The organism is Pontibacter sp. YIM B11418, from assembly GCF_059278805.1.
The window spans coordinates 1-21,510 of record NZ_JCAEMH010000011.1 but is presented as its reverse complement, the minus strand read 5'-3'; the positions used below and the strand labels follow the sequence as shown (position 1 = coordinate 21,510).

The window sequence follows — 21,510 nt, the reverse complement described above, 5'->3', positions numbered from 1 at the left end:
ATCACTAACCCTTTCCTTCACCTACCACAAACATGAAGTATAACAAGTTTTATGTGTATGCGCTGGCCGCCTTCCTGACCACAGGTTGCGCCACGACGCCTACTACAACAACCACCAGCACCACAGCTGAGGCCCCGGTTGCAGATGCTGACCGCCTCCGCGAAGCTGCCCCTAAGTATGCAGCCACTATCACCGCCGCTGACCTGTCCAAGCACCTCAACATCATCGCTTCAGACGAGTACGAAGGTCGCGATACGGGATCTAAGGGTCTGCAGATGGCCGCTGAGTACATCTCCCGCGAATTTAAAGAAGACGGCCTGGCCGGACCTGTAAAGAACAACGCCAACCCATACTATCAGCCAGTTAATCTGGAGCGCAGCCAATGGGGCGAAGGCTACATCATGATCGGCAAGCAAAAGTTCATGATGGGTCAGGACTTCTTCGTGCTGGGCGCTTCGCCATACCAGACCGAGCAAACTGCTGAAGTAGTTTTTGCAGGCTACGGCATCGATGCTGATACCTACTCTGACTACGCTAACCTCGACGTGACCGGTAAAATGGTTGTGGTGCTGGGCGGAGAGCCTAAAAGCGCCGACGGCAAGTTCCTGGTGAGCGGCACTGAAAAGGCTTCTGACTGGGGCAACGACTTCCGCACCAAGCGCAACGCCGCTACCAAGCGTGGCGCTAAAAGCGTACTGATGGTAACAGGCAACAACGCCGATGAATTCAAGACCATGACCCAGCGCTACCGCAACTTCCTGACGCGTCCGTCCATCGGTTTGAAGGGCAACGGTGCACAGGGAGGAGCCACGGCTGCCATGATGGTGTCGCCACAGGTAGGCGCAGCTTTGCTGGGTACTACACCTGAGAAAATGCTGGCCTATGCCAACACTATAGCCAAAGCAGGCAAACCAACTGCCGGTACTTTCACAGCTGTGAAAGACGTGAAGGTGAAGACTGAGCGTAACAGCACAGCGCTTCCGTCTGACAACGTACTGGGCTACATTGAGGGCACTGACAAGAAAGACGAAGTGATTGTTGTAACCGCTCACTACGACCACGTAGGTATAGAGGACGGCCAGATCTTTAACGGCGCCAACGACGACGGCTCTGGCACCGTGGCTGTGGTTGAACTGGCCGAGGCTTTTGCGCAAGCCAAGAAAGACGGATTCGGGCCACGCCGCAGCATCCTGTTCATGCTCGTGACAGCTGAAGAAAAAGGCCTGCTGGGTTCTGAGTACTATGCCAACAACCCGGTATTCCCGCTGGAGAACACGGTAGCCAACATCAACATCGACATGATCGGCCGCATGGACTTCGACGCTGAGAAGACCAACGACCAGAACTACATCTATGTAATCGGTGCTGACAAACTTTCTTCTGAACTGCACAAGATCAACGAAGAGGTAAACCAGAAGCACGTAGGCCTGCGCCTTGACTACAAGTTCAACGACGAGAACGACCCGAACCGTTTCTACTACCGCTCTGACCATTACAACTTTGCCAAGCATGGTATTCCGATCGTGTTCTACTTCAACGGTGTACACGCCGACTATCACAAGGAAAGCGACACAGTGGACAAGATCCTTTTCGAGAAAGCCGAAAAGGCTGCTCGTCTGGCGTTCCACGTGACCTGGGAGCTTGCCAACCGCGACAACCGCATTGTAGTGGACAGCAACAAAAAGTAATACACTAAACCCGCACCAGCGGCCGTTTATCATAAAAACAATCCGCTTTTATTAGCTTTGAGGAAAACACCCTAACTTTAAGGGTGTTTTCCTTTTAATAGCACTTCCTGAAATCAGCCATTTTCGGGAAAGACCATAGGGTTTAACTTATGAGTAGACTTAAACAGTTTCTGCAGGACGCCGAAACGAAATCATTTGATTTGGGCCACCGCTCCACCATTAAGTTCAACATCGGCAAGTACAACGCCGCTGTGCAGCGTGGCCTTACCCAATACAGCGATCACGAGCTCGCCCGCGAAAGGGCTTCTTTCATAAAAACGAACGCCATCAACAACCTAGACAAGTACCTGATGGAGTTTGAGTCTAACTTCACGGCCCGTGGTGGCAAAGTGATCTGGGCCCGCAACGCCGAGGAGGCCTTGAAGGAGATCGGCCAGATCATGAAGCGCAAGCGCGCCCGTTCGGTGGTGAAATCGAAGTCGATGACGACGGAAGAGATTCATTTGAATAACTTCCTGGAAAAGAACGGTATCGAGACGGTAGAGACAGACCTGGGCGAGTACATTGTTCAGTTAGCTGAGCAGAGGCCTTACCATATTGTGACGCCTGCCATGCACATGTCCAAGAAGGATATTGCTGATCTCTTTGTAAAGAAGCTTAACATCGCGCCAACCGATAGTGCCGAAGAACTGGTAGCCACTGCCCGCCGCTTGCTGCGTGCCAAGTATACTGAGGCCGAAGTAGGTATAACCGGTGGCAACTTCCTGCTGGCCGACATTGGAGGTATAGCGATTACAGAAAACGAAGGCAACGGCCGTTTGTCCACCGCATTCCCGAAAACGCACATTGCCATTGTAGGTATAGAAAAGATGCTTCCTTCGGTGATGGACCTCGACCTCTTCTGGCCTTTGCTCAGCACCAGCGGCACCGGTCAACAAGTGACGATCTACAACACCATTTTCACAGGCCCTCGCCAGGCAAACGAGAAGGACGGTCCGGAGGAGATGTATGTGGTGCTGCTCGATAATGGCCGTACCGAATTATTAGCCCTACCCGAGAAGCGTGAGGCTTTGAATTGCATCCGTTGCGGCGCCTGCCTGAACGTATGCCCGGTATACAAAAACATTGGCGGCCATACCTACGAGAGTACCTACAGTGGCCCGATCGGTTCGGTAATCACGCCGCATTACAACGGCATGGCCGAAAATAAGCACCTGAGTTTTGCCAGTTCGCTTTGCGGCGCCTGTACTTCAGTTTGCCCAGTCAAGATCAACATCCACAACCTATTGCTGCTTAACCGTCGCCAGAGTGTGGAACAAGGTTTTACCGAAAAGAGCGAACGCACTACCTTTAAGCTTTGGTTAAAAGCCATGAAGAGCCGCAAGCTACTGAACATGGCGCCGGCCGGCGTGAAAAACTTCGTACTGAAGCAGGTGCTGAAAGATACCTGGAGCAAGCGCCGCGAGCCACTACAAGTAGCGCCGAAGTCATTTAACCAGCTTTGGAAAGAGCGGCAAGGGAAGTAAACAAAAAGGCCTGCAAACTCAAATTGCAGGCCTTTTATGTTCCATTATCCGCCTGGTCTCCCAGGCAATTATTATTACCGTCGTCCATACCTTATACCTTTAAAAAATAGCAGGAGTGCATGGTTTACGGGAAAATACTGTTACTTCATTCACATCTTTCAGACGGCAGATAAAGCGCGTCATACGTTCCACACCGAATCCGGCACCGGCAGTTTTAGGCAGCAAGCCCGCTCTGGCGATTTCCAGGTAATGCTTAAACGTTTCGGTATTGGTGCCGACTTCGGCCATGCGTTTCAAAATCTGCTTGTACTCGTGTTCCCGCTCTGCACCTGACAAACCCTCGCCAAAGCCCTCCGGCCAGATCACGTCGTAGTTCAGATAGGTACCGCGGCGGCTTGGGTCTTCCTTGTCGTAGAACTCGCGCTTGTGGTTGATCAGCCAGAACGGCTCTGTCGATTCTTCAGATTGAATCGCTTCATAGTCCGGGCCAAGTGCGGCTTCCAGCTTTTCGGTGCGGTATACGGGCCACTTCTCGTACTGCGGCAGCAACTCACCACGCAGCTCAATCAAAAGCTCCGGAATATCTCTGTTCAGGCTGGCGAAAATGTAGTTGACCAGTTCTTCCATAAACTCCATCACAAAAAAGCGGTCTTTGCCACGAAACTCGAAGTCTACCTGTGTGAACTCGAACAAATGGCGGCCTGTGCCAGCGCGATCCGAAAACTCAAGGCGCACGTTGGGCGACACAATGTAGAGGCTTTCCAGTTCAGGGTTTACCAAGGCCAATTGCTTGTGGAAAATCATCGATTTAGTAAGGCTCCAACGCTGGTCCGCATAGCCGATAGAGGCATCCACAACGCCATGATTGAGCGGATCGGTAATAGGCGAAAGCATCAGCGGCATCAGCTGCGTAAGCCCTTTCTTGAACATGAAGTCGTGCGTGGCACGAATGATACCCTGCTGTACCTTAAGCACTTTGGGCAGGGACGGACGGCTCAGGTGCTTCATCGTAGCTTCGAGTGCCGTCGGTTCTATGAGTGTCTGCAATTCCATTCTATCTAATTATTAATGAATTGGTGTATTGCAAACATACTTAATCATTATTTTTGTTGAAAATTATTTAACATTTAAATAGATTTGTTGAAAATTGACTAATATATATCATTTGTTTTTACTGAACCTCTAAAATTTAGCTTTCATATAGGGTATGGATTTAAAAATTGATAATCTCGACCGTCAGATTCTGCACCTGCTCATGCAGAATGTGAACCGCGCCTACACGGATATTGCCAAAGAACTAGGCGTTTCAGGCGGCACGATACACGTACGACTCAAGAAAATGACGGAGATGGGCATTGTGCAGGGTGCACAACTGCTGATTAATCCGGCGGCCATTGGCTATGATATCTGCGCCTTTATCGGGGTGTTTCTGGAGAAGGGCTCTGCCTATAAGGAAGTGGTGGAGAAAATGCGACTCATACCTGAGATTGTAGAACTGCACTATACCACCGGCGCCTACAGCATGTTCGTCAAAATCATCTGCCGCGACACGAAACACCTCCGGGAAGTGCTCAATGAGAAAATGCAGGGTATAGCGGGCGTGCATCGCACCGAAACGTTCATTTCGCTGGAGGAGAGTATTACGCGGCAGATTTCGGTAGGAGTTGAGTAGGTATAGCAAAGCCGCTCCAAACTGATCTGAAGCGGCTTTGCTATACCTGAGTCTATTAATGTGATTTCGTTATACCTTATTTCAACTTCTGAAGCGCTTCTCTTAACCTGCCCAGCGAGTCTTTTATACTTTCCAGCGAAGCACCGCCAACTGACAGTCGGAACCAGCCTAGCGCCGGATCAGAACCGAAAGCAGAGAAAGGAACAACGGCCAGTTTGGCTTCCTGAAGTATGTAGAAGCTGATGTCTTTGCTGGTTTGCAGCACCTGGCCAGATGGCGTGGTTTTGCCGGCCAGGTCGAGTTTGGCAGAAAGGTAAATAGCACCCATCGGCTCGATGGCATCCACGTTATACCCTTCGTTTTTCAGGTCTCTGAAAGCGTGGTAAAGCATGTCCAGACTCGCGCACACGTTGTGCTTGAACTCGTCCAGGAACACATCCACCGCATCGCTCTGGTGCAGAAATCGGGCGGTAGCCATTTGCTCGGCTTTTGGAGCCCAGGCACCTACGTGACCCAGAATCGCCTTCATTTTATCAATTACCACCGTTGGGCCGAAAGCGTAACCAACCCGCACGCCGGTAGCAGCGAAGCATTTGGAAGTGCCGTCGATGTAAATGGTATAGTCGCGCAGTTCAGGGCGCAGGTTAACAGGGTCATAATGCTTGTGCTCGCCAAAGGTTAGCATCCAGTAGATCTGGTCATACAGGATGTAAAGTGGCTTTTCGCCCTCTCCACGGCTTTTGTTTTCGGCAATCACCAGGTCACAGATGTCTTCCAGATCTTTTTTGGAGAACATCGTGCCCGTTGGGTTGAGCGGAGAGCAAAGAGCCAGTAGCGTCGCGCCCTTGAGGCTGGAGGCTACATCGGCAGCCGTTGGCATGAAATTATTATCCGGACTGGTCTCTACCATCACAGGCGTTGCGCTGGAAAGGTGGCAGTAATGGTTGTTATTCCACGATGGCGTCGGGAAAATCACTTTGTCGCCCGGATCCACTAGGGCCAGGTAAGTTGCGTAAATCAGCGGACGGGAGCCACCAGCAATCAGAATGTCATTTTCGGAGTAGGTCAGGCCCAGTCGGTCGCGGGTGAAATCGGCGACCGCTTTGCGTAGCACGGCCACCCCATTGGCGGGCGGGTAATTAGTATGTCCTTCGGCGTAGGCTTCGGCAATGCCAGCCCGCAGTTCGCCAGGTATAGGAAATATCTTTGGATCGAAGTCGCCGATGGTAAGGTTGCAGATTTGCTCACCTTTGGCAATCATTGCGTTTACTTCACCGGCGAGTTTGATAATCTCGGAGCCGATGAGGTTTTGCGCCATTTTTGAAACGTTCATGCGCCAGTAAGTTAGTACGCGACAAGATACTAACTTCTGGAAAAAGTATGGCCCAAACGCGGTACAAAAACTGATTTATACCACCGTTGAGTTGATCCGGTGCTGTAGGGTTATACCTTATGCTGCATGACTTGCGGGAGCATCTTCACTTTATGCTCAACCATAAATTTCAGATTTGAGGCCCTGAGGATGTATAGCACACACATCATGACTATCCCCTTGAGGACAGAGTCATTTCATTCTGGCAGATTCTCCCCTTGAGGGGAGCGAGAGGGGTGTTTACAGCTGCGTACAAATTGCAGATTAGTCAACCAATGGCAATTTAACTTCGAAAGTTACACCCCTATAATCCCCTCAAGGGGATAGTCTCTGAGATTGCAACAGGCTATCCCTCAAGGAGACAGTTGCTTGAAAGAGATGCATCTAAACCAAGAAATATGGGAGAAGATAAAGTACTTGCGCTTTAAGTATAGAACCAGAACGTGAACCATATATCTTACTCAGGTATAGAACAATCTCAAGAACCTGCCTACCACTTATAATAACTACTCTCCTCCCCGTCATTCAGAATATCGGCGGCGGTGTTGGGGCTGCGGCTGATGTCGGCCAGTTTGCGCTCGCGCCACACGGCGGCTGACTCGCGGACTACGTCGAGGTGCGCATCTGATTTCAGGCGCTCTTCTTCACGCTTGGCGTCGATTTCAAATTCCTGACGAGCTGCGAATTTGGCTTCGGCTACAGCCTGACGGGTATCGTACTGTTTCTGGCGCTCCTGTACCCGGTACATCTCCTGTGTCGTACGCTCGTGCTCCAAACCTTTCAGGATGTCGTCGTAAGGACCTTTGCTCGTGATCAGCTTGGTAAAAATAGGGGCTGTTTCGAGACAGACAAACAGGAGCGTAATGAAGAACACCGGCAGCCACGGCAACTGGTTCAAGGCATCAATTCTGGCCATCAGACCGTCGTAGTTCGAAAAGCTTTCCTGCCCTTCGGCCACGGTGCTGTCGTACTGCTTCATGAGGTCGGCAATGCGCTGCTCTTTTACCAGAATGCGGTCGGCGGCACTGGCCTGCAGGAGTTTTAGTTCCTCGTCTACCTTGTCGTACTGCTGCTTTTTCTCTTCGTAGATGGGGCCTCTGCCTATTTTGCCTGTACCGCCAGTACCATCGGCTTCAGCTGCTACCTGCTCGTAGAGCTTGTTGCGCTCCTGTATTTTGGCTTCCACTTCTGCCCGTATACCTGCAATCTCTGACTTCACGGAGTCTACTTCGACAAACTGCTTATTTACCAGAGTTTTATGCTGAATAGCGAGCTCCGCCTGCTTTTCTTTCAGAACAGCCTGTATCTCTTTGTCGAATATCTTCAGCTCCAGCGGTTTGGAAATTACCACAGCCAGCACCAGCGCCAGCAAGATACGCGGCGTTACCATCAGCAGCTCTCTCCAGAATTTGCCTTCTTTGCGGATAGTGGAAACGATAAAGCGGTCGAGGTTGAAGATAACGGCACCCCACAGTAAACCAAAGCCCACGGCCATCGGCACGGAATCGAACACCGTGTAAAGGGCATAGCCGCCCGACAAACTGGCTAGCACACCCGTGAATAGAACGGTCGCGCCGACACCGGCATATTTTATATGCTCTGACTTAGAGCACTTCTCAAGTATAGTGTCGTCGGCACCAGCGCACCACCAAAAAAATTTCTTCATGTATAATCCTCTACAGGTTAAAACTGACGCAAAGACAGTATGCAATAACAACGCCTAACTTACTGACTTTAATACTTTTACCCTTTAAAATGTGACGAACTGCCTCTAAAATGTGATGAACACGGGCACTTAAGCGGCAACAGTGGCTCAAAAGCTAACGGGAAATAGGTATAACTATTAAAACGAAAAGGCAGCGACTTATCCAGCCGCTGCCTTTTTTATTGAGTGAGATCTTTTTGTAATCCCTCTTTAACTCTTAAATTCCTGAATTCTCAAACTTGTTAGCTGTGCTCGTCTTCGTCCGGAAGTATCTCTACATCCTGCACCAGCACGAACTTTTCTATTTCGCGCGCTCTTGGCGTGTTGGCCAGTCCGCCGAGGGCGGTTTCTTTGTACTTGCGCTCCATGCTCTCGCCTACTTCGCCGAGGGCAGCCACACACTGGTCGACAGGTATAACAGCATTGACACCGGCAATGGCCAGCTGCGATGAAGAATAAGCAATAGCAGCCGCACTGGCGTTGCGCACAATGCAAGGCACCTCTACCAGCCCCGCCACCGGGTCGCATACCAGGCCCAGCATACACTGGATCGTAATGGCGACTGCCGTGAACACCTGGTCCACGTTGCCGCCGAGGCAGTACACAATGGCACCTGCCCCCATGGCTGCCGCACTACCCGTCTCAGCCTGACAACCACCCACAGCACCGGCTAAAGAAGCATTCTGCTCGATGATAAGCGCTATACCTGCCGCTACCAACAAGCCTTCGTGTATTTTGCGGTCATCGAGTCCGTGTAGTTCCTGTAGTGTGGTGAGCGTACCGGGCAGTATACCCGAAGCACCGGCTGTTGGAGCGGCCACCACACGACCCATGCAGGAATTCACTTCTTTGGCTCCCAGCGCACGCGACACCAGCATCTGAAACTCCGGCGACAGCACGGTTACCGGCGATTTGGCCACTTTCTTGGCGCTGTTGTTCACCATACCCGAGCGGGAGGTCATGTCTTCGGTGAGGCCCGTGTGTACGGCGTCCTTCATCACCTCGTAGGCCTTGGCGATATTCTCCCAGATAAACTCTTCGGTGCGGCCCTTCTGCTCTATTTCGTAGTCCAGCACGGGCTGGTATAGTGGTTCGCCGGTTTCAGCACAATGCTTTTCCCAGCTCTTAAAATCGTTGAATAGTAATGACATATCGTATGGGGTATACCTGCCCTGCAACATGGCGCGGGGACGTGTTAAAGATAATCTAAATTTCAGGAATCAGCTAAACTCCTGCTCCATTTCATAACACGGCACACGGGGTTAAACGTTCTGTTTCGGCTGGCGCTTCTGCCTACCTCAACCTATACCTGCCGCCTCCGTTTTCTGAATAAACGAGCTATACCTATACCTGATGGAAAACAAAGACAAAAAACGAGTGGCCATGCGCATACATGGCCGGGTGCAAGGCGTATTTTTCAGAGCCAGTACTCAAGGAAAAGCACTTGAATTAGGCCTGTACGGTTTCGTGCAGAACGATCCCAACGGCACCGTATACCTGGAAGCCGAAGGAAAACCCGAAGCACTGAAAGAATTGGAAAAATGGGCAAACCAAGGCCCTGACCGTGCGCGGGTGGAGAAAGTAGAAGTAGAGGAAAAGGAGGGGCTGAAGGGGTTTGAAAGGTTTGAGCAGAGGCGGTAAAAGAATTGGATGATGTATAATTATACATTAACTTTATCCTATACATACCTAGCTTAATCCACCACTATGAGCACACGAATCCTCCATTGCTCGATATCTGTTGAAAACTACAATATCTGCATTCAGCATAATGTTGCGGGTTTTTCACATAGAGGGCCACAACAAAATGACCTGGTATACCTGGCTGTTAAAGTAGGGAAGAAAACTTTATGTGGTGCACGCTTTAAGTTAGATCAGGTAACAAACCATAAGCCTTGGCCGGATAGTGAGCGATATGTACATACTTTAAGCATCAAAGAAGTTGAGTTTTGCCAGCCCTTCGACATATCTATATTGTCAGAAGCAGGAGGAAAACATTGGAGTATCAGGTATGTGCAATCCTCTAAACCTATCATTGACCAGGAGGCACGTGATTTATTAGACCGCGAATTCAAGTCAAAAAAGACAGACCATTTCATTCCTTTTGAAGTTACTCCACCTGAAGTTGCTCCACCTATACCTGTTAAATCTCTTGAGCCTATACCTGCTCCAGCTTACCAAGTACTGGACGAAGCACCGCTTATGCGCGATTCCATCAGGATTCAAGCGATGCTGGCTGATATTGGCGACCGCATGGGGTATAGCATCTGGCTCCCAAGAAATGACAGAAGCCGGGTTTTGGAAGTATGGCAGTCAAAGAAAAGTTCTGTCTTGAATGATTTGCCCCTCAATTATGATCTTGATACCATCCGCACAATCGAGAACATCGATGTACTTTGGATAAAAGGTCGCACCATTGTTCGTGCTTATGAAGTGGAGCATACTACTTCGATCTATTCCGGAATACTCAGGATGGCCGATCTGATGGCGTTGCAGCCGAACCTCAACATAAAAGCGCACATTGTTGCTCCGGAAGAGAGAAGAGGAAAAGTGATGCAGGAACTGTCCAGACCTGTATTCCGACTGCTTTTGGCCCATTCGTGTTCTTTTATTTCATACAATGCGGTTGAGGATCTGGCAAAAGAAAAGAGGTTGAAGTTTATGACTGATGCCGTGATCGAAGACATTTCTGAATCAGCCAAGGAGACCCTAGTTTTTTAACCTCCCCATGCCCCTCTCCCTTTTCAACCAAATCTCATACCTCACTCCCGAAGACTTAGCTGCTTTCCTTCCGCTTTGGAAGAAGAAGGTGCAGCTGAACCGGTATGATTTTCTGATACGGCAGGGGCAGGTGGAGCAGGGGCTATACCTGGTCGCGAGTGGGGCGCTGCGTATTTACTACCCGCTGCCTGACGAGGAGATTTGTGTGGGCTTCGGCTACCCGCATACCTTGCTGGTGTCGTTTCCGTCTTTTGTCGATGGCAAACCTTCTGACTATTACATACAAGCCCTCAAAAAAAGTGAGTTGCTAGGTATAAGCAAAGCCGATCTGATGCAGTTGATAGAGCAGCGGCCGAACATCAGGCGTTTCTGGTACGAGCAACTCGAAAAGGCACTGGTTGGTAAGATTGAGCGGGAAGTAGACCTGCTGCTGCCCGAGCCGGAGCAACGCCTGAAGCGCGTTATGCAGCGGAGCCCGCACCTGTTCCAGCACATCCCCAAAAAGTACATCGCCTCATACCTGCGCATGTCGCCCGAAACGCTAAGCCGGATCAGGTAGCTGCTGCGTAAATCTTGATGCCCGTCAAGGATTGGGGTTAGGCCATGCTATACCTTTGGTGCGTACAATCTAAAACGATGAACGCTATGAACACCTTAGAGCAAATCTCCCGCACCGTCGAAAACCAGAAGCACACTGTTATCGCAGCTTTTGTGCCGCTGGAGCTTTCCCTCCTCAACTACAAACCTGCCCCCGACATCTGGAGCATACTCGAGTGCCTGGAGCACCTGAACCGCTACAGCCGCTACTACAACCCGGTTCTGGCGAAGGCCATCACCGCTAACGCCGATGGCAACGCCGAGCAAACAATCAGGTATAGCTGGCTTGGCAAAAAGTCGCTGGACATGGTGCGGCCGGACAATGGCAAAAAGAGCAAAACCGTGCGGCACATGAACCCGAACAACAGCCAACTGAGCCGCCAGACGCTGGAGGAGTTTCTGGACCACCAGACTGAATTGCTGCAACTCCTCGACAAAGCCAAAGGAGCAAATCTGAACAAGAAGGCTATACCTGTGGAGTTCTTCAAGCTGCTGAAGCTGCGCATCGGGGAGACGCTGGAGTTTGTGGTGCTGCACCAGGAGCGGCACTTGCAGCAGGCCCTGAAAGTAAAAAAGCAGCTACCCGTCAACCAGGCAGCTGCTTAAATATTGTCAACAAGCTTTACGAAAGTCTACAGCGAGTTGTAGTAAGCCACGAGTTTGGCCATGTCGTTGTCGTCGCGCAGGTTCAGCGCATTCGATTTGATGTACGTTTCCAGGTAGTCTTTCTTGTCAGGTATAGCAGCCAGCAGGGAGCTTTTCGATTTCTTCACTTTTACTGCCTTGTCGCCCACGGCAATGTAGTAGTCTTCGCTTTCCTGCACCTCTCTATCGATGGTAGCCGAGCTGTAGTGTTTGCGGTCAAAAATCTTTTTGGAGGTACGCTTCAGGAGCACCACCTGGCCATCGGCCAGCACTTCCATGAAGGCATTAGGCTGCACCCCATCGCCGCTATACCCCAAGCGGAAGGTGCGCTCAACCAGCTGATTGTTTTCGATATAGCCGATCTTAAACTCCTGCACCGGCTCCAGCAGCTCCTTCACGTCTCCGTTCTTCGTCTTAAAGATAATGGCGTCCTTCACCTGGTCATACATCAGGTCGATGCCCTGATATACGGTGCCGTTCTTGAGCGTCAGGGAGCCTTTCGCCCACTCCTTATGCAGGTATGGCGAGCCTGTCATCGTGATGGTGTTGTACTCGTGCACCGGACGAGCCTCCATGTTATTGGTATGCGTGAACTGCGCCGCTGCACTCGCACTAAACAGGCAGATTACCAGCATAGCCAGACCGAAACGTAAAACAACTGTTTTCATATACCTGAGGATTTTAAATAAGAGGTTCGTTTTCAAAGAGATAAACACATCACCAGCTTTGTCATACCTGGCCCAGCCGGTTGGCTTTAAGGTACCGCCTAGCCAATAAAATAAAGCTAAACAGTGGATGAATATAAGACTTTCTTGTGAATAATTGCAGTTGGGCTTCCGGAATAATGTGAAGTGCATTTTGAGCTTTTCTTAATGCGGCCAAAATTAACTTTCTTGCGCCCGATTTTGTTCTTACTCAGTCCCTCAGTAAAACGGACTGCCTCATCATGCGCGAAAAAATAGTTAGTTATAGTTTCTTCTTTCTTGGATTGCTTCTGTTCGGCTTTGCCAACGCCATTGCCGTGAAGGTGAAGTACCTGGGCCTGCACCCCTGGGAGGTACTGAACGTGGCCCTCTTTCAACACATGGGCTTTACCATCGGTACCTGGAGCGTGATCGTGGGCTTGCTTTTTGTGGTCATTTCGTGGTTCGTTAACCGGAAGTACATCAATGTGGGAACTTTCCTCAATGCGCTGCTCATCGGGCCTTTCATGGACATGTTCCTTTGGCTCGACATTCTGCCGTCGGCTACCAACACCTCGCTCGACTACCTGAACCTGGCCGCTTCCGTTATTATTGGAGGTATAGCCGGTGGACTGTATGTAGCAGGCGGTGTGGGCGCCGGTCCGCGCGACGGGTTTATGCTGGCTTTGTCGGAGCGGCTGAACGCGTCTGTGAGCCGTACCCGCATTGCGGTGGAGTGCGCGATTTTAGGTATAGGCTATGTGCTGGGCGGCCCGATCTTCATCGCCACCTTCTTCTATACCTTCATCATGAGCCCGATCTTCCAGGTCACGCTGCGTTTCTTCCAACGCATGCGCAACAACCTGATCGAGGCAAAAGTGACGGCGTAACTCCTCAACTCCCAAACTCCCTCACTTTCACTTCTTCTTTTTCACCTGTGTGCAGATCGATCTTGTAGAGTTGGTGGCTGTTGGTGCTGGTGACCCAGAGGCGGCCATTCAGGTATAGCAGGTCGTTGGGTTCGTGCAGGCCGGCGGTGAGGGTGCGTACGCGGTGGCGCTCCATGTCGAGCACTTTAATTTTGCCATTGTAGGTATCAGCGATGTACACGTCGCTGTCGATCACCTCCAGCCCGACGCAGTGCTGCAGCAGGGCATCGTCTACGTGGCCGTCCACATCACCAAAATCGAACAATCCCTGGCCGAGCGGGGTGAGCACCATACCTGTTTTGAGGTTGACGGTCCGGATGGCACTGGCCTCGGCATCGGCCACGTAAAGCACTTCTCCCCGGATGGAAAGTCCGCTGGGCTGGTTGAAAGCAGCTTCGTCCAGGAGGCCGTCGGTGAGTGCTTCGCGACCGCTTCCGGCAAAGCGGTATACCTGTTCGGTCTCCAGATCCATGCGCAGGATCTGGTGGTTGCCGGCGTTGGCGATGAACATACTTTTGCCGTGTATGAGCAGGTCCCAGGGACTGTTGGGGTTCACAGGTTCGCTGCGCTTGTCGTCGTGGAAGTAATATTCGAGTTCACCGGTGCCGGCGGCGATACTTACCAGTTGGTGCTGCAGGTCTACTTTGCGGATAGCGTTGTTTTTGGCATCGGCTACATAGAGTATCGCTCCGTGCAGGGCCAGTCCGTGTGGTTCGTTGAAGGTTGCCTCAGCATAACCGCCATTGTTGAAACCCCTTTCACCACTGCCGATTACTTCGAGCACCTGTCCCTGTTGGTTCAGCTTCAGAATACGGTTGTGCCCGCTGTCAGACAGGTATAGGTTGCCTTCGGGGTCGCTGATCAGTTTGGAAGGGAAAGACAGAACATCCGTCTCGAACTTTTCCGGCTGCACAGGTATAGGCATCTGGTTGAGCTCGTCTTTAAACTCCTCTTTCATGCGCTGGATGTAGGGCCGCACCGTATCGTATACACTTTCTCCGGCATGCTGCCCCACCACTTTCCCGTTCGGGTCGATGAGCACAGTCGTTGGCCAGGCTTTTATGCCGTATTGGTTCCAGATGGCGTAGTCGGCATCGTTCACCACCGGGTGCTCTATCCCGAATTTCTGTATGGCCTGCCGGATGGTTTCCGACTGCTTCTCGGCATCGAACTTGGCGGAGTGTATACCGATCACCACCAGCACATCCGCAAACTCTTCTTCCAGCCGGTTCAGGTCCGGCACAATGTGCTGACAGTTGATGCAGCCGAAGGTCCAGAAGTCTAGCAACACGATCTTGCCTCTGAAATCTTTGATAGACCAGTTCCGGTCGGTGTTGAGCCAGCCGTGCGGGGTATTGATCTCTGGTGCATTGACGCGTCCGGTGAGCATTTGCTTTTGGTTTAGTGTGGATTATCTCGTACAGGTATAGATCGGGAAAGGTTGTTTGTATAACGCCAGCGGGAAGCTTTTGTGTATGATCGCTGTGGCTGCCCCGTTACACCTGACAGCAGCCTTTGCCTGCTGCCAGAACAGCACCTATGCCAAGAAGTTATTTTATCGTAAATTTGTCTAAAACTGCTGCGGCGCTATGGAGGAAACCTACCTTTCTGACTTCGGAACTATCCTGCTTTTCCTGATCGGGGGAGCAATCTTCGTGGTGATCGGTCTGTTTACCGCCCGGCTTATACGCCCCAGCCGACCTAACCCCGAGAAGCTGACGACTTACGAGTCAGGCGAAGAACCAATCGGCAACTCCTGGGTGCAGTTCAATCCGAGGTTTTATGTGGTGGCGCTTATTTTCATCATTTTTGATGTGGAACTGGCTTTCCTGTTTCCGTGGGCTACGGTGTTCGGCCGCCGCGACCTGACTGAAGCGACTGACGGCGTATGGGGTTGGTTTGCCCTGATCGAGATGTTCATCTTTATTGGTGTGCTGGCGCTGGGCCTGGCTTACGCTTGGGTAAAAGGCCACCTCGACTGGATCAAACCGAAGCCTGTAGTGCCGCAAAGCCGATCCCGTATACCTAATGAGGTATACCAGCGCGTGAACGAGCGGAAATACAAGGTAAAGAAATAGTTTTTGGCAGGGGTTCTTGATGAAGGACTTTGTGACAAAAGACAATTTGACAAAGGACAAAAAGTATGACGGAAGGTATAGCCAGGAGCTAGTTTTAGGTACCTTACTCCACAATATTTAACTGATCATTTAAACTTGAACATTCCACAGGACAAGACGGGAGAAGGCGGTGTGATCATCACCAAACTGGATGACCTGCTCAACTGGGCGCGACTAACCTCGCTGTTCCCGATGGGTTTTGGTCTGGCCTGCTGCGCGATCGAGATGATGGGGGCTTACGCTTCCGGCTACGACCTCGACCGCTTCGGCATTATACCCCGTGCCTCGCCTCGTCAGTCGGATGTGATGATTGTGGCCGGTACGGTTACCTTTAAGATGGCCGACCGCGTGCGCCGCCTTTACGAGCAGATGCCGGAACCACGCTACGTGATTTCGATGGGCAGCTGCTCCAACTGCGGCGGCCCTTACTGGGAGCACGGCTACCATGTGGTAAAAGGCGTGGACCGCATTATACCTGTTGACGTGTACGTACCTGGCTGCCCGCCAAGGCCGGAGTCACTGATCGGGGGTTTCCTGCGCCTGCAGGAAATTATCCGCCAGGAAACCATCCGCGAGCCAAGAGCCGTGCAGCAGATCATGGCGAGAAGAATGAGTAATACGGAAGCTAAGAAGGAGGAAACAGACGTAGCGAATAAGGAGCTAACAGCAAATGATCAAGCAGGGCCAGAAATGAATGATCAGCAAATTCCAACCGCATAAATCCATCGGTCACTAACCATCAATCACTCATTCGCTCCATCACTCATTCACTCAATAATATGCACTTCGGAGAGATAAAGGATTTTATAGCAGCGCAGTTTGGTGCGGAGGTGATCGTTTCGGAGCATACCGACAACGTGCAGTCTTACCTGGTGCTTCAAACGGAGCGACTGGCGGAGGTATGCCTGGAGCTGCACGACAACGAAGCGACTTATCTCGACTTTCTCTCCAGCGTGACAGGTATAGACAATGGCCCTGAAGCCGGCATCATGGAGGTAGTGTATAATCTCTACTCTATACCTTACGACCACCATTTGATGCTCAAAGTGATTGTGCCGCGCAACAACACACCGGCAGAGCCTATACCTGCTATACCTACTGTCAGCCACATCTGGCGCACCGCCGACTGGCAGGAGCGCGAGATCTTCGACCTGGTGGGCATCCTTTTCAACGACCACCCCGACATGCGCCGTATCCTCTGCGCCGCCGACTGGGAGGGCCACCCGCTCCGCAAAGATTACCAGCTACAGGACTACTACCACGGCATCAAGGTGCCTTACGACAACCACAACGAAAACAGCGGATTTCGAGGCGAACCTGTTAAGTTGACCTCACATGAAGATCCGTTTACCGATAAGCGGGAAAAGCCGGAAGCGTAGAGAATAATTTAGTTTAGCACCTTCTCAAAGCACACACTGTTCTCCACGCCGGCATACTGCCCGTAGTTCGGGATTTGCTGGTAGCTGTTCTTTTTATAGAGCGCGATGGCTTCGGGCTGCATTTTCCCGGTTTCTAGGATACATTTTTGAAAAGAGAGTTCACGTGCCCATACTTCCAGTTCAGCCAGTATGATGGTTGCTATACCTTTATTTCTGCCTTCCGGTGAAACATACATACGTTTTACTTCCATGGTGCCCGGCTCAAATTCCTTTATCGCGCCGCAGCCCAAAGGCTCTTCGTCTTCGTAAGCCAGCACCACATACTTTATCTTGTCGATCTTGTTGTACTGCGCATAAAAGGCGTGCTCTTCTCCGTCCCGAATAGCAAGATCTGCATCGAGCAGTTTTACTAAGGCCACAAAGTCAGGATCGTCCGAATCGGTTCTTTTCAGGTATAGCATAGGTTATTGTGGCAATCAAATCTTAACGAGCTCTACCCTTCTGTTCTGCGCTTTGCCCTCTTCCGTGCTATTGTCGGCGATGGGGTTTTCCTGCCCGAATCCTTTTGATGTTAGGCGGTCTGGGGCTATTCCGGCTCCCGATACTTCAGCTCTGACAGCTGAGGCTCTGCTTTCGGAGAGGTTTTGGTTGTGCTCCTTGTTTCCTGAATTATCTGTATAGCCGTTTATCGCAATTCTGAGCGCGGGATCTTCCTTCAGCACCTTTACAATTTCGCTGACCACTTCCATTCCGTCTGGCTTTAGCGTGGCTTTATCGGTGTCGAAGTTGATGTGCAGAACGGTTTTGCCATTCTCCAGAAGGTCTTGCTTTATCTTTTCGGAGGTAATTTTGGTGATGGTCTGCTCAAATGGCTTTTCCTGCACAATCTGGATAGAGGTAGAGCTTGGCATTCCTTTACCCATTGCGATGTAAACATTGCCGTCGTTGCGTCTGATCACATAAGTGACAATCGGATTGTTCCAGATGTCTATACTGCCATTGTCTCCTGCATAAGTACATAGGTTTTTGTAAGTATCTTTTCGCTCTCCCTCCAGCTTTCCTTCAAACACCTTCACGCCGCCGGCTTTGATGATGGCATCTTCAAAACTCTTCTCCAGGAAACGTCCGCTCATTCTCGTCTCACTTTTACGGTCCGGATGCACGTGCGCTCTGAACGTTTTGCCCTCTACTTCATAGATGCTTTCCGGAGTGACAAACACGATAAAATCAAAATCGATTACTTTAGCATTGTTGATGTACTCAGCACCCTGTGGAGCGGTGAAAAACGGAAAATCGCCTATATCCTCCGTCGAAACAGGTATAGCACTGATATCAAATACCGGACTTTCTGTAGGTTGATTGGCTACAGCTGGGCTCTCTGCCGCAACGTTTTCTTCGGGAGCAAGCACGGTTTCTTGTTGCGAAGTCTGGTTGGTTTTACCTTTTTCATTATTGCAGGCAAGCAACAATGGCATTGATAATAGTGCGATAAATGTCTTTTTCATTTTTGTTTTATTTAGGGTATACAATGTCGCGTTATACCTACTTCGTTTAGCTGTGTTTCTTTACGATCGCATTCACGATATTTTGCTTAAAGTCTTTGCTCTCCACAAATGCCTCCTCAAAATCACGGAAGTCTTTTTCAGGTATGCCTTGTTGCAGCGCTGCCTGTTTCCAATGTTCCAGCGTCAGGGTTTCGGATTTAGATGCGCGTAGCAACGATTTTATTACACCGTTCATTTTCTCGCGCCCGAATGTATCCTCAAAGCACTTTAACATTAGTGGCGCCAGCACATACCGGTAAGTGTTGTCAATGTCTTCGCGCTGCTTCACTTCATTTAAGGGAGTAAACGTTTTGCCTTCTAGCTGCCTGGCCTGCTTGAGTAGCGTTTGATTCAGGAAGTCCTGGCCAACTATATCTTCGGCTACGTTATAGGACAGGTACTCGGCAAAGGACTCTAACCAAAACCAGCCTAATTTACCAGAAAACACATTGTTACCAAAGTAGTTGTGTCCAAACTCGTGGCCATAGTACTTGTAGATGTTATCCGGAAATTTATTCTCCTTCGTGATCAGGTCTTCGAAGTTAAGTCCGGTAAAAGCAAAGCTAGGATAGGTGTTAAATCCCCAACTGCTGCCCTTGGGCCGCTCGTTCACGGGACTGTGGTTAATCAGGTAAATATTGTCCGTAAAATCAAGTTGCAGGTTAGCGGCCAGCACCGCTTTTATCCTTCCGATATTATCGAATATTTTTTCTGCCGTTTGCTGGCTGATGTCAGTGTTCAGGATGTAGTCGCCGCCATTGTGCAGAAAGTTATAGTTGCCGGCGAAAAGCAGTAAGGGATAAGCTTTGGTTGAAGTGAAACGTGCTTTTTGCTTTTTCTGCGGGGCGCTGCCGTTTATAAAAATTGAAGAGCCATCTTTTATACTAATAGTGAGGTCGTAGGTATAGTCATGCAGCAATTTGTCATTGGCAGCGTCATAAATGACTGGGTACCATTTGGTTTGCTCAGTAGCCCGTACAGTCTGACCATTAAAAGCAATTATACCTTTGTAGTCAAAAATATTCAGGTCGTTTTTGGCATATACCGGAAAAGCACCTTTGTACTCTACCTTAAAAGCCGAAGGTAGCGCCACGGTATCGTTAGCTGCATTTGTAAAGGCATAAGCAATGGCCTCACCGTTAGTTTTGCCGCCAAAGTGCCCGGCATAATCCATCAGTTTATCCTCATTGTCTTTAAAATACTTCACATTCATGCCCTTATTAAGCAAGATGCTATACTTCTCCAACGCGGGAACATTAGTCAACCTAAAGCGGCAGTTAATCAAACCTGTTTTCATCTCTATTTCTACATGTCCTTTGATATGAGGCTGTGCCAGAAGGGGAGCTATTAAAACAAAGAGGAAAGCTGTCGTAAATACTATACTGCGGTAAAATTTCATAGTTAGTTTACTGGCTGGATAAGTGGCAGTGATGCTGTTTGTGAGAAAAAGTCATGCTTTGGATAGATAATATTCCCAATGTCGGGTTTAATAGACTGGGCTATGGTGCGTTTATGCACCATAACTAGTGTTGTGCTTTCATGCATTTCTTTTATTCTCCAGTACTTCCATTAATCGCTGGTTTAGGTATAGTTTTTCTTTTCCTACCTTGCTTGCTTTTAAGAAACCTTCCTGCTCAAGCGCTATCAGGTAATTGCCTACCGTCTTTGGTGTTCCCATATTTGCGTCAATCAGAAACTGACGCTTTGTATAGGGCAGCCTGAATAGTATCTCTATTAACTCCTTCGAGTATACTTTGGGGAGTTTCTCTCTTATTTCTTCCGAAGTGGTCTCCATGACAGCCATGATCTCCTCCAACTTTATTAGTCCGCTGATAGCTGTTTTTTCTATCATGTCCAGCATGTACAGCACCCAGCCTTCCCAATCTCCGGTTTCTGTGACGCCCCTTAGCTTCTGGTAGTAAGCCGACTTATTCTGGATAATATACTCGCTCAAGTATAGCGCAGGCACATCTAAGAGTTTCTCCATTTTCAGGTAGAGTAGAAGCAGGATTCTTCCGGTACGTCCGTTGCCGTCTACGAATGGGTGTATAGCTTCGAACTGGTAGTGCATTACGGCCATTTTGATGAGCGGGTCCAGGGTACTTTCCTCGTTAATAAAGCGCTCCAGGTTAGCCAGTTTCTCGCGTATTATTGCTTCCCCCGACGGCGGGGTATAGATCACTTCGCCCTGCGTATTGGATAAAGTCGTACCCGGAGTAGCCCTGATACCCGATGTGTTCTGCTTGATGCATTGCATGATCTCTACACAAAGGTTCGTTGTGATGAATGGCCGCTCTTTGAGCTTTTCCAAGCCGTACCATAACGCCTCTTTGTAGCTTATAACCTCTTTTGCTGCCGTGGATTCATACCTCTTTTCAGCCACAACGGATTTGTAGAGGTCATCATTCGTGGTGATAATGTTTTCTATCTCAGAACTCGCCTTGGCTTCCTGCAGATGAATTGTGTCCAGGAAAAGACTTGGGTTGGGCAGGTTGATGATGGCTCCGTTCAGCTGCGCCAGGGCCCTGCTCGCTTTTACGGTCTTTCGCATAACTTCCCTTGTTTCCAGATCTGTCTTAGGAGGAAGCAGAGGTAAATTATTATAAGGTATTTCTGTGTGAAATTTGGGCATAATGAAGGCAACAATTACTCTTATTATAAAAACGAAGGTAAAAATAGTGACTTATTACACCTATTGTTCGTTCAGAGGTAACTATTACTCCTGTAGGGCATTCATACATTGCCTGAAGAACAACGGCTTAGTACAGGCTGCGAACGAGGCGCAGCCGAGGATGGAGCCTGTGCAGGGTTGCACTAAACCTTCGGTAGCTGGTTTTAAAAAGCAGCGGATAAGGGCTATCTTTTGGATTCACATTTAACTTCTAATTAAGATGAAAAAAAAGAGCCTACCCTTATCCAGACTGCCTGCTCT

The 21,510-nt window shown here is 49.9% G+C and carries 21 protein-coding genes; 11 read left to right on the top strand and 10 right to left on the bottom strand.

Features of this window, described 5'->3' with window-relative positions; translation table 11 throughout:
- Positions 1–32 precede the first annotated feature (32 nt).
- Positions 33–1,688 carry a M28 family peptidase gene (locus tag AC4QZR_RS19565; protein ID WP_494482425.1) on the top strand — a complete coding sequence of 552 codons (1,656 nt, stop codon included), beginning with the start codon at positions 33–35 and terminating at the stop codon, positions 1,686–1,688.
- Between the two features lie 149 nt (positions 1,689–1,837).
- Positions 1,838–3,214 (top strand): LutB/LldF family L-lactate oxidation iron-sulfur protein, encoded by a 1,377-nt coding sequence (locus tag AC4QZR_RS19560; protein ID WP_494482424.1) that lies wholly within the window; start codon positions 1,838–1,840, stop codon positions 3,212–3,214.
- Between the two features lie 99 nt (positions 3,215–3,313).
- Here AC4QZR_RS19560 and AC4QZR_RS19555 read toward each other — a convergent pair whose 3' ends face one another.
- Entirely contained in the window at positions 3,314–4,267 is a 954-nt protein-coding gene (locus AC4QZR_RS19555; RefSeq protein ID WP_494482423.1) for an asparagine synthetase A, read from the bottom strand.
- Between the two features lie 154 nt (positions 4,268–4,421).
- On the opposite strand from AC4QZR_RS19555, the gene AC4QZR_RS19550 reads away from it, so the two are divergent.
- Positions 4,422–4,886, top strand: a complete 465-nt coding sequence (locus AC4QZR_RS19550; RefSeq protein WP_253401882.1) for an Lrp/AsnC ligand binding domain-containing protein — start codon at positions 4,422–4,424, stop codon at positions 4,884–4,886.
- A gap of 76 nt (positions 4,887–4,962) precedes the next feature.
- On the opposite strand, the gene AC4QZR_RS19545 is transcribed toward AC4QZR_RS19550, so the two are convergent.
- From AC4QZR_RS19545 to sdaAA, 3 genes are all read right to left on the bottom strand, one after another.
- Positions 4,963–6,219, bottom strand: a complete 1,257-nt coding sequence (locus AC4QZR_RS19545; RefSeq protein WP_494482422.1) for a pyridoxal phosphate-dependent aminotransferase — start codon at positions 6,217–6,219, stop codon at positions 4,963–4,965.
- A 529-nt stretch (positions 6,220–6,748) separates the two neighbouring features.
- Positions 6,749–7,924 carry a DUF4407 domain-containing protein gene (locus AC4QZR_RS19540; RefSeq protein WP_494482421.1) on the bottom strand — a complete coding sequence of 392 codons (1,176 nt, stop codon included), beginning with the start codon at positions 7,922–7,924 and terminating at the stop codon, positions 6,749–6,751.
- Positions 7,925–8,205: 281 nt separating this feature from the next.
- Entirely contained in the window at positions 8,206–9,114 is a 909-nt protein-coding gene (gene sdaAA, locus AC4QZR_RS19535) for an L-serine ammonia-lyase, iron-sulfur-dependent, subunit alpha (protein WP_494482420.1), read from the bottom strand.
- A 202-nt stretch (positions 9,115–9,316) separates the two neighbouring features.
- On the opposite strand from sdaAA, the gene AC4QZR_RS19530 reads away from it, so the two are divergent.
- The 4 genes from AC4QZR_RS19530 to AC4QZR_RS19515 all read left to right on the top strand — a co-directional run bounded on the left by AC4QZR_RS19530 (position 9,317) and on the right by AC4QZR_RS19515 (position 11,887).
- Positions 9,317–9,604: an acylphosphatase gene (locus tag AC4QZR_RS19530; RefSeq protein ID WP_494482419.1), complete on the top strand. Its 288-nt coding sequence runs from the start codon at positions 9,317–9,319 to the stop codon at positions 9,602–9,604.
- 66 nt (positions 9,605–9,670) lie between these two features.
- The gene (locus tag AC4QZR_RS19525) at positions 9,671–10,684 is read left to right on the top strand and encodes a type II restriction enzyme NmeDI-related protein (protein WP_494482418.1); all 1,014 of its coding nucleotides are present in this window, start codon (positions 9,671–9,673) and stop codon (positions 10,682–10,684) included.
- Positions 10,685–10,691: 7 nt separating this feature from the next.
- Positions 10,692–11,243: a Crp/Fnr family transcriptional regulator gene (locus AC4QZR_RS19520; RefSeq protein WP_494482417.1), complete on the top strand. Its 552-nt coding sequence runs from the start codon at positions 10,692–10,694 to the stop codon at positions 11,241–11,243.
- An 86-nt stretch (positions 11,244–11,329) separates the two neighbouring features.
- Positions 11,330–11,887: a DinB family protein gene (locus AC4QZR_RS19515; protein ID WP_494482416.1), complete on the top strand. Its 558-nt coding sequence runs from the start codon at positions 11,330–11,332 to the stop codon at positions 11,885–11,887.
- A 26-nt stretch (positions 11,888–11,913) separates the two neighbouring features.
- On the opposite strand, the gene AC4QZR_RS19510 is transcribed toward AC4QZR_RS19515, so the two are convergent.
- Positions 11,914–12,594, bottom strand: coding sequence for a hypothetical protein (locus AC4QZR_RS19510; RefSeq protein WP_494482415.1), 681 nt, complete (start codon positions 12,592–12,594; stop codon positions 11,914–11,916).
- Between the two features lie 278 nt (positions 12,595–12,872).
- Between AC4QZR_RS19510 and AC4QZR_RS19505 the strand changes: the two genes are divergently transcribed.
- Positions 12,873–13,499 (top strand): YczE/YyaS/YitT family protein, encoded by a 627-nt coding sequence (locus AC4QZR_RS19505; protein WP_494482414.1) that lies wholly within the window; start codon positions 12,873–12,875, stop codon positions 13,497–13,499.
- Positions 13,500–13,503: 4 nt separating this feature from the next.
- Here AC4QZR_RS19505 and AC4QZR_RS19500 read toward each other — a convergent pair whose 3' ends face one another.
- A complete protein-coding gene (locus tag AC4QZR_RS19500; protein WP_494482413.1) occupies positions 13,504–14,928 on the bottom strand; it encodes a thioredoxin-like domain-containing protein in 1,425 nt (474 codons plus the stop codon).
- 199 nt (positions 14,929–15,127) lie between these two features.
- On the opposite strand from AC4QZR_RS19500, the gene AC4QZR_RS19495 reads away from it, so the two are divergent.
- The 3 genes from AC4QZR_RS19495 to AC4QZR_RS19485 all read left to right on the top strand — a co-directional run bounded on the left by AC4QZR_RS19495 (position 15,128) and on the right by AC4QZR_RS19485 (position 17,034).
- Positions 15,128–15,616 carry an NADH-quinone oxidoreductase subunit A gene (locus AC4QZR_RS19495; protein WP_494482412.1) on the top strand — a complete coding sequence of 163 codons (489 nt, stop codon included), beginning with the start codon at positions 15,128–15,130 and terminating at the stop codon, positions 15,614–15,616.
- Between the two features lie 135 nt (positions 15,617–15,751).
- Positions 15,752–16,375: an NADH-quinone oxidoreductase subunit NuoB gene (gene nuoB / locus AC4QZR_RS19490; protein ID WP_494482411.1), complete on the top strand. Its 624-nt coding sequence runs from the start codon at positions 15,752–15,754 to the stop codon at positions 16,373–16,375.
- A gap of 59 nt (positions 16,376–16,434) precedes the next feature.
- On the top strand, positions 16,435–17,034 hold the full coding sequence (locus tag AC4QZR_RS19485) for an NADH-quinone oxidoreductase subunit C (RefSeq protein WP_494482410.1): 600 nt from the start codon (positions 16,435–16,437) through the stop codon (positions 17,032–17,034).
- A gap of 8 nt (positions 17,035–17,042) precedes the next feature.
- On the opposite strand, the gene AC4QZR_RS19480 is transcribed toward AC4QZR_RS19485, so the two are convergent.
- The 4 genes from AC4QZR_RS19480 to AC4QZR_RS19465 all read right to left on the bottom strand — a co-directional run bounded on the left by AC4QZR_RS19480 (position 17,043) and on the right by AC4QZR_RS19465 (position 21,129).
- Entirely contained in the window at positions 17,043–17,495 is a 453-nt protein-coding gene (locus AC4QZR_RS19480) for a GNAT family N-acetyltransferase (protein WP_494482409.1), read from the bottom strand.
- Positions 17,496–17,510: 15 nt separating this feature from the next.
- Positions 17,511–18,539, bottom strand: coding sequence for an OmpA family protein (locus AC4QZR_RS19475; RefSeq protein WP_494482408.1), 1,029 nt, complete (start codon positions 18,537–18,539; stop codon positions 17,511–17,513).
- Between the two features lie 46 nt (positions 18,540–18,585).
- A complete protein-coding gene (locus tag AC4QZR_RS19470) occupies positions 18,586–19,824 on the bottom strand; it encodes a gluzincin family metallopeptidase (protein ID WP_494482407.1) in 1,239 nt (412 codons plus the stop codon).
- Between the two features lie 291 nt (positions 19,825–20,115).
- Positions 20,116–21,129: a Fic family protein gene (locus tag AC4QZR_RS19465; protein ID WP_494482406.1), complete on the bottom strand. Its 1,014-nt coding sequence runs from the start codon at positions 21,127–21,129 to the stop codon at positions 20,116–20,118.
- Positions 21,130–21,510: the final 381 nt, after the last annotated feature.